This window comes from Anaerofilum hominis, from assembly GCF_014287275.1.
Classification (GTDB): Bacteria; Bacillota; Clostridia; order Oscillospirales; family Ruminococcaceae; genus Pygmaiobacter; species Pygmaiobacter hominis.
This window is the reverse complement of record NZ_JACONZ010000005.1, coordinates 72,326-85,623: the sequence shown is the minus strand read 5'-3', so window position 1 is coordinate 85,623 and position 13,298 is coordinate 72,326. Positions and strand designations below refer to the sequence as shown.

Sequence of the window (13,298 nt, the reverse complement as noted above, 5' to 3'; positions counted from 1 at the left end):
TTTGTACCGGCCAGGGCCGGTGCCGGGGCGCGCTCCGGCGATCGCCCGGGCGCGGCGGAACAAATGCAGTGACAGGTCAGCTCATACGGGTCATTTCATAATAATGGCCGTTATAGGTCAGTCTCATGTGATCAGGGTCCCAAAAGGTGAAGCTCACCACTTTCTCTCTCTGCTCGTTGTACATCCCGCCGTCTCTGAAATTATAAGAGCCGTGTATGCCAAGGTTGGAATCATAATACCCTTCGGTCTTTTCAAACCACCAGCCGCGGGAGGATGTCCAAAAGCCTTCCATAAATTCACGCAAATAAATATCTGTCAGAATGCTGGGCACTTCCATGCCGGCCACATCGCAGCCCACCGCAAATGCGTAACAGTCCTTCGATCTGCCACTATGCATCATAGTAGTATATTTTTTCAGCAAAAGAGAGTAAAATTCTGTCTCCTCATAATCCTGCGGCAAAGCCTTAAAATATCTTGCCGCACTGGAAAAGTGTTCCCCCTCTAACTCTTTTATTCCTCTTTCATAGACCTTGCGCCGCAGAGTCTCGGTCTTTTTTTCACTGTCCAGATAATTTCCCAGCTCCTGGAACTTGTTATATTTTGCGATGAGCCGCGTCTCCTCTGAGAACGTGTCTATTTTTATATACGTTTCTGCCAGCGCGATCTGCGTGTCGGCATCCCCGTAGCCGTCCAGCTGTGTGAAAAGCTCGATCGCCTCCTCCAGTTCGTAGTTTTCCACCTTTGCCATCGCCTGGCTGTACAGCTTCATCTCGCTGCCCGCCCAGACTTCCACCCAGGGCGCGCGCCGGTAGCAGAGCGTCACCTGGCCGTAATTCTTGTAATTCCAGGCGTCTTCCAAATCGGTATAGACGTCCCAGGTATACCAGGCAAAGCCTCCGGCGGCCAGCAGCACCGCCAGCGCTGCCGCGGCCGGGATGACCCAGCGGCGGCGCTTTTTCGGCGCGGTTTTCTCCGCGCCCTGGGGGCCGGGCCCTGCGTCCGCGGCGAACGCTGCGGCGGGCGCGGGGGCGGGCATGGGGGCGGGGGCGCTTTGCCCAAACAGGGAGATCTGGCCCTCCACTTCCCCCTCGGGCAGAGGGGCAAACGCGCGGGCCGCAGGGGGAGCCGCACCCGCTTCCGCCGCCGCGGCCAGGGAGATCTGGCCCTCCAGCTGTTCCTCATCCGGCTGGGGAGGGCAGGGGAGAGCGGCGCTTGCGTCCTGTTCCGCCCATCTCAGCGCGGGGACCGGTGCGCGCCTTTTTCTGCGCCGCAGAAAGAAGAGCGCGGCCCCCACCGCCGCCAGCGCCGCGAGGACCGCCGCCGCGGCCCAAAGCGGCGAAAAGCCGGTTTTGTAGCGGATGCCCTGAAGATCAAGAAAGCTGCGCAGCTCGTCCACATGCACCGCGCCGTTGATGCCGGAGGCGACGCTCTTGTCGATCCCCATGGTGTTGACCCCGACGACCTGTCCCTTTTCATTGAGCATCGGCCCGCCGGAGTTGCCCTCATTGATGTCCGCGTTGGTCTGCAGGATCTTGACCGAACGGGCGCGGCTGCCCACCGTGTTGGCGGACTGGACGGCGCTGACGATGCCGTTGGTCACCGTCATCTCCTCTTTGCTCAGCGCCGTCTGATGGATGAGGTAATCCGCGCTGCCGGGATATCCCAGCGTGTAGACCGCCTCGCCCGACTGCACCTTGTCTGCCAGAGGCAGGGGCGTCAGGCCTTTCAGCTTGTGATCCGTTTTCAGCACGCAGATATCCTGTATTTCCGAGACCGCCGCGATCTTCAGTTTTACCGGGCCGTTGCCGTCGTAATAAAGCTCATATTCAGAGCAGCCCTCCACCACATGCTGGTTGGTGACGATCAGCGCGCCGGAACGGCCGTTGGAGATCGCAAAGCCGGTGCCGGAAAAATCGCCGTCCGCCCCATAGGTAAAAATGCGCACCACGCCGTCTTTGGCGCGCAGCACTGCGCCCGGCGTACCGCCCGCCGCCGCCGCGGCCGTGGCGCACAGCAGCAGAAACACCAGGGCGCAAACGCCTGCTGTCCATCTCTTTTTTCTTTTCATCCGCGCCGTTCCTCCCCCTTTTTTGTCGCTGTCTTCAGTATAGCATTTCTGCAAAATTTGCGACAGGGCCGGGATCCTTCAAACGGATACAATTTTTTCTGTTTTTCCTGTTCAATTTCACGGTTCGATTTTTTTGCCGCAGCGCATGCAGAACGGGGCCGGAGGAAAACCTCCGGCCCCGTTCTGGTGACGGCCCTGCCGCTGCCAGGGCACCGGCGGGACGCCCATATTCCAAGGCGCGCGCCTGAGTTATGGTATGCCGCCCGGCGCGGGCAGGTGCCTGGATGCGGCGGCGGAATTTTTTCAGCGGCGGGTCAGGTCATACTGGCGGCCGTTGTAGATCAGCCTCATGTGGTCGGCGTCCTGAAAGTCAAATTTCACCACATCTGCGCCGTACATCCCGCTTCTTTCAAAGCGATAATCGCCCTGTATGCCGAGGTTGGAGGCATAGCCCTCTTCGGTCTTTTCAAACCACCAGCCGTCCGGGGAGACCCATATCCCCTGCACAAACTCGCTCAGATAGGTGTCGATCAAAAAAAGGGGGAGCTTGATGCCCGCGTTCCCGCAGCTCACTGCAAGCGCATAACAGCTCTTTGGGCCGCCGCCGCGCTCCACCTCCGCATAACTGCTCAGCAGGGAAGAATAAAGTTCTGTCCCGTCATACCCCTCGGGCAGGTGCTCAAAATACTCCGCCGCGGCGGAAAACTGTCCGGCCCGCAGCTTTTCCACCCCTTTTTGGTACAGCTGCGGCCACAGGGCTTCCATCCTTGTTTCGCTGTCCAGATATCCCCTGATCTCCTGCAGCGCCAGATATTCTGAGAGGGGATCCTCCTGAAAACCGTTGATCACTTTCAAATATGTTTCCGCCATCCGGATCTGTCTGCGGGAATCGCGGTAGCCGTCCAGCTGTTGAAAAAGCCGGATCGCTTTTTGCAGCTCGTAGTTTTCCACATTTACCCTCGCTTCGCTGTACAGCTTCTTCTCGGGGCCCGTCCAGACCTGGACCCAGGGCGCATGCTGGTAGCAGAGCGCCACCTGGGCATAATTCGCCTGTTCCCACGCGTCCCGCAGTTCGAGATAGGTCTCCCGGGTATACCACGAAAAGACCCCGGCCACCAGCAAAACCGCCGCCGCAAACCATCCCCAGCGGCTTTTGCGGCGCTGCTGCACACCGGCCGGGACAGGGGAGGCGGCGGGCTGCGCGCCGCCCTGCACCGCCCCCGGGGCAGACGGATGCTGCGGCAGCTGCGACACGCCGTACCCCGAGACCGGCGCTGCTGCCGAGGCAGCGGCCCAGACGGCCGGCGGCGTCTGCGCGGCCAGCGCGGGGGGCTGCCTGCGCGCATCCTGGCCCGCACCGGCCGGGCCACGGCAGTTTCTGCGCCGCAGCGCGGCCGCCAGGAGCACCGCCGCAGCCGCAGCCACGATCACCGCAGCCGCAGACAGCATCAGCGGCTGGCTGGGGCCGCTTTTCCGATACTCAATGCCGTTCCCCTCAAGAAAACGGCGCACTTCGTCCAGATGCACCGCGCCGTTGAAGCCGAAAGCGAGACCCGCTTTTATCCCCATCGTACTGACGCCGACGACCTGCCCTTTTTCATTGACGAGCGGCCCGCCGGAATTTCCGTTATGCATGTTCGCGTTGGTCTGGATGATCTTGACGGCACGCATGCGGTTTCCCACCGTGAGGGCGGACTGGAGGGCGCTGACGATGCCGTCGCTCACCGTCATCTCCTGTATCCTCAGCGCCGTCTGCCCGGAAAAATCGTCCACTACGCCTGGATATCCCAGCGCATAGACCGTTTTGCCGACGGAGATCGTGTCCGCCAGAGGCAGCGGTTCCAGCCCCTCGATCTCGTACCCGGTCTGCAGCACACACAGGTCCTGCTCCTCCGACACCGCCTTGATCTCCAGCTGCACCGGCCCCGCGCCGTCAAAGTAGCAATACAATTTCGGCTGGTCTTTTACCACATGGTAACTGGTGAGGATCAACACCCCCGAGCTGTCGCTGGAGAGGGCAAACCCGGAGCCAGAGGGCTCGTCCGGGCCGATGAAGATCCGCACCACGCCGTTCCGGGCGCGCAGCACCGCCTCGGGCACCCCGCCGGGCGCCGGGAGGGTCGCAGTGAACAGCAGCAACAGCAGCAAGACCGCCAGCGCCGCCGCAAATTTTTCTTTTGTCCTCATGTCTCCCTGCACCTCCCGCTCCCGTTTTTAAGTATAGCAGTTTCCACAGCCCGCGAACAGCGCAGAGTCTCTCTTTTCCTCACAAAAAACCAGCGGTTTCCTTGTGGAAACCGCTGGCCTGATGCGCCTGTGATGGAAATGGGAGATCATGTTTTTTCGGCCAGCCGGGAGGCCCGCAGCCCTGCCAGCGTGAACCCGGCCGCCCGGTCCCCGCTCTCGGCGCGCAGTCGCTCTCTGTTTGCAGCGCGCCCCAAAGCCTCTTCGCAGCGCTGCCGCAGCCCCGCATCCGACGCGGACCAGCGGATCTCGTACAGCGCCCCGGCGGCAAAGACCGGGTCTACGGCAGAGACGTCCATCTCCTCGATACGTCCCGCCTGCCAGGCGGCGCAGTTGTACCGCAGCACGAGGCTGTCGGCGTTCACCGCGCACAGCAGGAAGAACCAGCCGCAGCACAGCAGCGCCAGCGCGCGGGCCAGGGGCAGCTGCCGAAACTCATCCGCCAGCGCCAGCAGCACCACCACCCCCACCAGAGCCATGGCCCAGGCGGCCCAGACCCGCTTGCGGGTGAGGCCGAAAATGCCGATATACAGCCCCAGTTTGCGCGCCGCCGTGCCCAGCAGCAGCAGCGTGGCCCCGCAGAGCAGGGCGGACAGCACCCGCCGGGCACGGCCCCCGGGCCGGACGCGGCGCTTGAGGAAAAAGAGCAGCGCCAAGTTGACCGCCGTCACCCAGAGCAGTTCAAAAAATCCGCGGCGGGCATATCCGGCATAGGTGAAGCCTGCGGGCAGCAGGTCGGAAAAGGCCGAGACGAAATAGGGCAGCTGGGCGGCGAAAAAGATCAGATAAACCGCCAGCAGGGCGGCGATGGGGATGCCTGCGGCGGCAAACCCCAGCGAGCGGCGCTTTTCGGCGGCCTGACACAGTTTTTCGGCGCTGCTCCGCAGCCCGGCCCCCCGGCGCGCGCCCCAAAAAAGGCCGAACAGATAAAATGAGACCGGCACTGCCAGCACCAAACGCAGGAACACGGAGGGAAAGTCGAAATCGATCCAGCCGAACAGGACGCTGAGCGCCCGTTCAAACGAGGGATCGGCCCCGGCGAGAAGAAAGAGCACCAGAGGCATCAGCAGCAGTGTCAGTAGGATGCCCAGCAGCACGGCGGGCGCCGCGGCCCCCCGCTGTTTTTGCCCCGGTCCGCGCCGTTTCAGGCCGTGGGCCAGCGCGCCGGGCAGGGCGGAAAAATTGCCGAAAGGGCCCCACCAGAAAGCGTTGCGCAGATCGCCGCCAAGGCAGCCGTCCACGCGGCCGGAAAGCCGCGCGCCGAAAAGCACCAGCGTCCAGTAAACGGCCAGACCGGCCAGAAAAAGGAGGGCGGCGGGCTGCAGCGGCGCGGCGATCCCCCGCAGAAAAAGCAGGCTGTCGGCGAGAAAAAATGCCAGCCAGCCCCAGCCTGCCCGGGAGCATCTCACGCCGGAGCAATGAGCGTAAGCCAGCACCAGCACGGCATAGAGAGCTGCAAAAATCGTCACCCCCGCACCCGCATAAAAAACCGTGACCAGACGCAGGAACAGATATCCCAGCGCAAATGCGCACAGGGCAAAGACAGCGTCCACCCGGTCGTACACCCGCGGCGGCCGGACAGGCTGCGGGCCCGCGGCAGCCGCGGACAGGGGGCCGGAGGCGGTCTGCGGGCCTGCGGGCGGATTGGGGATGGGAGAAGCCGCTCCGCCCGCGGGCGTCCCGGCAGCTTGTTTCACCGGTTCAGAGGCGGACGAGCTTTTTTTGGGGCTCGGGTGAGGAATGGGGGAAGCGGGCGGCTGTTGTTCCGCGGCAGCCGCAGGCAGGGAGTCAGAGGCGGTCTGCGGGCCTGCGGGCGGGTCAGGGACGGGGGAAGCCGCTCCGCCCGCGGGCGTCCCGGTACCCTGTTTCACCGGTTCAGAGGCGGACGAGCCTTTTTCCGGGCGCGGGCGCGGAGAGGGAGAAGCGGGCTGCGGGCCTGCGGCGCAAAATATTGCGGCCGCTGTTTTTTGTCCCGGATAAAACAGACCGCTCCCAGCGAGAAAGGCCCCTGCAAGGACTGTGGAAAAGGCCAGCGCGGTCCCCGTGTCCAAAAGCAAAGGCCTGCCTGCCGGCAAATGGAACTGCATCGGCAGGGACCCGGGCAGGACCAGAGACAGAAAGCATAAAGCGGCGGCAAGGGCAGCCAGGAGAACAGCCGCCCTCCGGCGGGTCTCTGCACAGCTGCTCCGCCTGTCCTCTTTTGCGGCCGGGCGGGGCCTTTTTTCACTTCCGGCCGCTCTGTCGTTTGAATGGTGCGAAGGGCACATCGTGCTCTCCTCCTCTCAAGGATATCATTTCATGGGGTATCTGTGTTTTTTCTCTCGGCAGAACAGGGAGAAAAACTTTTGCACCTGCCTGTGGACAAGGGCGGGGCAGGGGGCTGCTGCACAGCAGCGGGATAACTGCGGGTAATGGGGCAGCTGCAAACTGCAGGGTGCTGACGGACACTGGCATGGCCGCGGGCAGCAAGGATGCCTGTGGGCTGCAGGATAACTGCGGGGAACGGAGCACCTGTGGGCAGCGGATGACCGCAGGCCACGGGACGCCTGCATCAATGAAGCTCCCACAGGTTACGGAATGACTGCAGACAACAGGATAGCTGCGGCAGCGGAGAGCCGCGGATAAACGGGGTGAAACTGCAGGATGCTGATGAACAATAAGTGCACCTGCGGACAGCGGGACAGCCGCGGGTAATGGGACAACTGCAGACCACGGGATTCTTTTGGACAATGATGTTTCGTGGGCAGTAAGATGCCTGCGATCAGCAGAGTGTCCGTGAGCATCAGAAGAGCCGCAGACTATGGGATGCTTGCAGCCAATAAAACTCCCACAGGTTACAGAATGACTGCGGACTGCAGGACAGCTGCCCCGCCGCTGCAGGGGCCGCGCCGCTTCAGAGATCTTCTTCTCGATATTCCAGCAGATCGGCGGGCTGACAGTCCAGCTCGCGGCAGAGAGCCTCCAATGTGGAAAACCGCACCGCCCGCGCCTTGTTGTTCTTGAGGATGGAAAGGTTGGCCGGCGTGATGCCCACCCGCTCGGCCAGTTCCCCGGCCGAGATCTTGCGGCGGGCCATCATGACGTCCAGGTTGACAATGATCGGCATAGCTCCCGGCCCCCTTAAATGGTATAGTCGTTTTCAGCCTTGAGCGCGATCGCCTCGGCGAAAACATTTTTGATCACCCGCACGATCAGCGCCATGAACCCCGCCGCCACCGACACAAGCAGGAAAGGGATATAATACGCGGCGCTTACCAGGCAGATGGCTGCCTCGGCGATGCAGCACCAGCTGATGAGACGCAGCGCGGACTCGTTGGCGGGCACAAAGACCTGCGCTTTGCCGATGCGCTGCAGCAGACGGTGCAGGTTCCAGAGCAGCGCCCCGGCGGGGAACACGGAGGCGTATTCCGTGATGAGAAAGCAGAGCAGCGCCTGCTGGCGGCTCATGCCCTCCATCGGGGCGCGGCTGAAATCGAGAAACAGCTTGGTGAGGGTGGGCGCGGCCGCCGCCGCAAGGATCAGCAGCCCCAGAAAGATCCCCACCGCGATGCGGGAGAGCAGCAGAGAGCGGTTTTTGTTCCACATAGTACTATTTCCTCCTTGGATGAGATCTCCGGCCCCGGCCGGCAAAAGAGCGGGAACGGTGGCCTCAGGGACCGTCCTGCCTGGGGACGGAAACGCGGATCACCGCGGGACGTCCCTCCACCAGAAGAACGGACACCAGCGCCCCATCGGGGACCGCGGCGGTGCAGCAGACCGTGTTGCACGCGTCCCGCTGCACCCCGCGACGCCATTCGGTCCGCTGGGGCGGCGCGTCCTCTTGCCCGCCGGCCCGCAAACAGACCATGACCGGCATCAACAGGCACAGACACAAAACTGCCGCCCATCTCTGCATCCCGGACGCCTCCTTCCCTTTCTGTGGCTGAGTATATCATATGTGATATTGAAAAGCAAGTATTTTTTATTGTTTTTCGATATTTTTTTATTATTATTCAAATTTTTAGTTTGAAAAGTCGCACTCTTTGCTTCGGTTGCGGCGGCTGCACAAGGGGTCATTTTGCCTTGCCCTAGAAAAATTATCCGCACGTTTCAGGCGGAAAGAGAAAAATTGGAAATAAAATAAAATTTCCCCGAGTGGAAACTCCAGGAGAGATGTTGCAGAGACGATCGTCAAAAACTGCGCCGCTGCGGGCGCGCGCGGGAAAAAGCGGCGTGTGGGGCAAAAAGGGGTGGGTGCGTACTTTCATTTTGCCTGTGGGGAGGCGCTGCACCACCGCGCCGCAAGGGCCCAAAGAGGGAAAAGGGGTTAAAAAGTTCCGCCTGGCCGGGCTTTTGCTGTATTTTTGGAGGGTGCCGGCCTCTTCTGCGCTGGAGCTTTTTTCCCTCTGCGGCGCTCTCCTGGCTGGCAGACCGCGGTTTTTAGACCGCGCATCTCTTCCGCTGCAGCGCCCTTCCGGCACAGTATTTTTTCCCCTGCGGCGTCTCCCTTGGCAGACGGATCACAGTTTTAGATGTTGCATTTCGCCCGCTACGGCGCTTTTTTCCTCTGCGACACCTCCTCCTGGCGGGCGGACCGCGGCTTTTAGACCCAAAACCTTTTCCGTGGAAGCATTTTTCCATCTGCGGTGTCTCCCTACAACAGGCAAATCGCAGTTTTAAATCTTGGGCTTCTCTAGCCACGGCACTTTTTCCCACCTGCGGTGATTTTCCATAGCAGGTAGACTGGGATTTTAGGCCCCGCACCTTACCCGCCGCGCCAGGCGGCATTTTTTCAGATATTCTTCCCTGCGGGAATAGCGCCGGGGGTGCGGGGACATACTAAGATCAAACGCGGGATCTGACCGGCCCGGGGCAAAAGTTGTCCGGCCGGCAGAGAGACGTCTCGGCGCGCTTTTTGGTTTTAAGGCCGCGGTCCGGAGAGGGCCGCATGGCTGATCTTTTCGGCCATCTGTTCCGGCCGCCGCACCGCAGCGGGGAACAGGGCTCTTAAAATAAATTTTTGCTGAAACCCATCAAAAACGGATCTCACTTTCAGGAGGAACTGAACATGGACAAAAATCATGCCAATCACTGCATCCGCTGCACCATCAACGAGTGCGCCAACCACTGCGACTGCGAGCCCTGCTGCGCGCTGGATTCCATCGAGGTCTGCTGCTGCAACACCGATAAGGCCACCGACAAGCAGTGCACCGAGTGCGCTTCTTTCCGCGCCAAAAACGAGTACTGAGCATTTCAGACAAAAGACCGGCCCCGGGGCGAAAGCGACAGCCCGGGGCCGGTCTTTTGTCTGATCTTCCTGCATTGCGGCCCGGGTCAGGGTATCCAAACCGGCAAAACCCGCAAAACCGACGGCGCGGCAATTTTTTGGGGACCCGGCGCGGGGATCCCGAGTGCGCGGGGGGAAGTGCAAAAAACAATGCTTCCCCGGGGACAGCAGGCGGCTGTTTTGGCGGGAAAGGCGGTGCGGGGGGCGCGGTTCTCCGCGCCGCAGCCCACATCTTTTTGCCCCGCGCGCCCTGGCCCCGCCTTTCACCCCTTTTTTGTGCCCGGGCGGGAAAACGCGGCTTTTGTGCCCGCACCCGGCGGTGCATACCTCTCCTCGCCGAAAACCGGCAATTGCCCCGCGGGGAGCAATGTGCAGCGGGCCGTTTTCTGCATGCAAAAACCTCCGGCAGCTTTCAGCGCTGCCGGAGGTTTTTTATCGATATCCCGGTTTTTTACAGGCCCATTTTTCCCGCTTCATCGTCGCTGATCTCAGCGGCGGTCTCCTCGGCGCAGTCGTTCAGCATCTCCACTCCCTTGGGCTCAAAGGCGGCGATCACCAGCGCCACGACGACCAGCACCACCTTGGCGGCGACGACATAATAACCGACAGTCTGCGTCTCAGACTGCAGGCCGGTGGCGTACAGCATGGAGCCGGAGCTGAACAGCAGCGCGCAGGCGCAGGCGTACAGCACACCGCTGTACAGCACCGCGCTTTTGACCGCCCGATGCTCGAAACAGGGGTTTGCGATGAGCACCGCAAACACCGGCAGCAACAGCACGCCGCCGATCACCAGCAGATGGCCGATCGCCACATTGGTGGTGCCGAACTGGTTGATGACCGAGAGGATGAGGTACAGCTCGCCGATGAAAAGAATGCTGAACAGCCCGGAGGCGATCAAACGGTTGGTTTTAACTTTCATGAAATTGTTGCTCCCTTATTTTTTTGTCCGGGCTTCCCGGCGATGGATCACAGAGTTCATTATAAGCCGTGCATGTTAAGAATGTGTGAAAAGGCGGGCTCAATCGCCGCTGCTCTGCTCAGCGGCGTCCCCATCGGACGATCCTTCCGCCGAAAGCGCCTCCGGCAGTTCTTCGCCGTCGTCCGGGTCCTCGTCCTCCCGCGGGGTGCGGGCCACGGTGACCACCCGGTCGTTTTCGCCCAGCCGCATCACGCGCACACCGCCGGCATACCGGCTCTGCACGTTGATATCCTCCACATGCATGCGGATGATGATGCCCTCGAGAGAGATGAGGATGATGTCGTCCTGCGGGTCGACGACCTTGACGCCGGCGACCGCGCCGCCCTTGCCGCCGTAGTTCCGGATGCCCTTGCCGCCGCGGTACTGCAGGCGGTATTCGCCGATGGGGGTGCGGCGGCCCAGGCCCTGCTCGGTGACGGTGAGCAGCTCGCCGCCCTCGCGGATGGTGGCCATGCCCACGACATAGTCTCCCTGGTCCAGCGTGATGGCCTTGACGCCGCGCGCCACGCGGCCCACGACCCGCACATCCTCTTCGGTGAAACGGATCGCCATCCCATTGTGGGTGGCCACGATCAGCTCATCGCTGCCGCTGGTGATGCGGGTCCAGGCAAGGCTGTCGCCCTCGTCCATTGAAATGGCGATCAGCCCGCTTTTGCGGATGTTGCGGTAGCTTGCCAGCGGGGTGCGCTTGATGACGCCGTTTTTGGTGACCATGACAAGATAGCCCTCGTCGCTCTCGGCGGAGACTTTCAGCATGGTCTGCACCTTTTCCTCCGGCGCCAGGGGCAGCAGATTGACGATGTTGACACCCTTGGCGGTGCGGCTGCCCTCCGGGATCTCATATCCCTTGATGCGGTAGACCCGGCCCTGGTCGGTGACAAACAGGATATAGTCGTGGGTGGAACCGATGAACAGTTCCTCCACAAAATCCTCGTCCCGCCGGGTGAGGCCGGTGATGCCGCGCCCGCCGCGCCGCTGGCTGTGGTAGACGCCGGTGGGCTGGCGCTTGACATAGCCGTAATGGGTGAGCAGATAGACGCAGTCCTCGACAGGGATCAGATCTTCGATATCCACTTCGCCGGAGACGGCGGCGATCTCGGTGCGGCGGTCGTCGCCGTATTTCTGGCGCATGGCCAGCAGTTCTTCCTTGACGATGGCCAGCACCTTGGCGTCGTCGGCGAGGATCTCTTTCCAGTTGTTGATCCTGGCCTGCAGCTCGCTCAATTCGTTTTCGATCTTCAATATCTCCAGACCGGCCAGCTGCCCCAGCTGGAAGTTGACGATGGCGGTGGCCTGCGGGTCGTCAAATTCAAATTTTTCCATGATGGCGGCTTTCGCTTCCGCCTTGCCGCCCTTGCAGGCGCGGATCGCGGCGATGATCTCGTCCACGATGTCGGTGGCCCGCTTGAGGCCCTCCAGGATATGGGCGCGGTCCTCGGCCTTGCGCAGGTCAAACTGGGTCCTGCGGCGGATGACCTCGTCCTGAAACTCGATATAGCGCTGCAGCATGGTCTTCAGGTTCATCACCTTGGGCACGCCGCTGTCCAGCGCCAGCATGATGACGCCCACGGTGTCCTGCAGCTGGGTGAAGCTGTAGAGCTGGTTGAGCACCACCTGCGGGTTGGCGTCCTTTTTCAGCTCCACCACCACCCGCATCCCCTCGCGGTTGGACTCGTCGTTCAGGTCGCTGATCCCCTCGATGCGCTTGTCCTTGACAAGATCGGCGATGTGCTCGATCATGCGGGCCTTGTTGACCATGTAGGGGATCTCGGTGATGATGATCTGAAAACGGCCGTTCTTTTTTTCTTCGATCTCGGCGCGGCCCCGCAGCGTGATCTTGCCGCGGCCGGTGGCATAGGCCGCGCGGATGCCGCTGCGCCCCATGATGATGCCGCCGGTGGGGAAGTCGGGGCCCTTGATATGCTCCATCAGCTGGGGAAGTTCGGCCTCCGGGTCGTCGATCAGGCAGATGACGCCGTCGATGACCTCCCGCAGATTGTGGGGCGGGATGTTGGTGGCCATGCCCACCGCGATGCCGGTGGAGCCGTTGACCAGCAGGTTGGGGATGCGGCTGGGCAGCACCGAGGGCTCCATTTTGGACTCGTCAAAGTTGGGGACAAAGTCCACGGTCTCTTTTTCGATGTCGGTCATCAGGTCGACCGCCATCCTGCTCATGCGGGCCTCGGTATAACGATAGGCCGCAGGGGGGTCTCCGTCCACCGAACCAAAGTTGCCCTGGCCGTCCACCAGCGGATAGCGCAGAGAAAAATCCTGCGCCAGGCGCACCATGGCGTCATAGACCGAGGCGTCGCCGTGGGGGTGATAAGCGCCCAGCACCGCGCCGACCGTATCGGCGGATTTGCGATAGGGGTGAGAGGGGTCGTTGCCGCGCTCGTGCATCACATACAGGATGCGCCGGTGCACCGGCTTGAGGCCGTCCCGCACGTCGGGCAGGGCGCGGGCCGTGATGACCGACATCGAGTAGTCGATGAAAGCGGACTCCATCTCCTCCTTGATGTCGCGCACGATCAGCTTGGTCCCTTCGGTAATCGAGTTCTCTATCATAGCTGCCTTCCTTTTTTCAGTGAAAAATAAGAATGAAAAATCAGAAACAAAAGACTGGTATGCCGGGCGTCACCTTTCGGCTGTCCCGCCCGCAGGGCAGGCGGCCGGTTCTGCGCTCTCTGCAAAAAGCCGTTTTCCGCGGGACGCGCGGCGGCACGCCGTGGTTCTTCACGCTC

Annotated in this window: 9 protein-coding genes; 1 reads left to right on the top strand and 8 read right to left on the bottom strand. The window is 61.8% G+C overall.

What is annotated here, in order from left to right; all coding sequences use genetic code 11:
* Positions 1-76: 76 nt before the first annotated feature.
* The 6 genes from H8S23_RS12555 to H8S23_RS12530 form a co-directional block, all read right to left on the bottom strand.
* Positions 77-2,068 carry a S1C family serine protease gene (locus H8S23_RS12555; RefSeq protein ID WP_186888700.1) on the bottom strand — a complete coding sequence of 664 codons (1,992 nt, stop codon included), beginning with the start codon at positions 2,066-2,068 and terminating at the stop codon, positions 77-79.
* Between the two features lie 303 nt (positions 2,069-2,371).
* Positions 2,372-4,255, bottom strand: coding sequence for a S1C family serine protease (locus H8S23_RS12550; RefSeq protein WP_186888699.1), 1,884 nt, complete (start codon positions 4,253-4,255; stop codon positions 2,372-2,374).
* A 146-nt stretch (positions 4,256-4,401) separates the two neighbouring features.
* On the bottom strand, positions 4,402-5,865 hold the full coding sequence (locus tag H8S23_RS12545; protein ID WP_186888698.1) for a DUF4153 domain-containing protein: 1,464 nt from the start codon (positions 5,863-5,865) through the stop codon (positions 4,402-4,404).
* Positions 5,866-7,205: 1,340 nt separating this feature from the next.
* Complete coding sequence (locus tag H8S23_RS12540) at positions 7,206-7,418, bottom strand: helix-turn-helix domain-containing protein (protein ID WP_186888697.1); 213 nt, start codon at positions 7,416-7,418, stop codon at positions 7,206-7,208.
* A gap of 14 nt (positions 7,419-7,432) precedes the next feature.
* Complete coding sequence (locus H8S23_RS12535) at positions 7,433-7,897, bottom strand: DUF2975 domain-containing protein (protein ID WP_186888696.1); 465 nt, start codon at positions 7,895-7,897, stop codon at positions 7,433-7,435.
* Between the two features lie 64 nt (positions 7,898-7,961).
* Positions 7,962-8,207 (bottom strand): hypothetical protein, encoded by a 246-nt coding sequence (locus H8S23_RS12530; protein ID WP_186888695.1) that lies wholly within the window; start codon positions 8,205-8,207, stop codon positions 7,962-7,964.
* Positions 8,208-9,359: 1,152 nt separating this feature from the next.
* On the opposite strand from H8S23_RS12530, the gene H8S23_RS12525 reads away from it, so the two are divergent.
* Positions 9,360-9,539 (top strand): DUF1540 domain-containing protein, encoded by a 180-nt coding sequence (locus H8S23_RS12525; protein ID WP_186888694.1) that lies wholly within the window; start codon positions 9,360-9,362, stop codon positions 9,537-9,539.
* Positions 9,540-10,029: 490 nt separating this feature from the next.
* Here the strand turns inward: H8S23_RS12525 and H8S23_RS12520 are convergent, their stop codons facing one another.
* Both H8S23_RS12520 and gyrA read right to left on the bottom strand, forming a co-directional pair.
* Positions 10,030-10,497, bottom strand: coding sequence for a hypothetical protein (locus H8S23_RS12520; protein WP_186888693.1), 468 nt, complete (start codon positions 10,495-10,497; stop codon positions 10,030-10,032).
* Positions 10,498-10,596: 99 nt separating this feature from the next.
* A complete protein-coding gene (gyrA, locus tag H8S23_RS12515) occupies positions 10,597-13,122 on the bottom strand; it encodes a DNA gyrase subunit A (RefSeq protein WP_186888692.1) in 2,526 nt (841 codons plus the stop codon).
* Between the last annotated feature and the right edge of the window lie 176 nt (positions 13,123-13,298).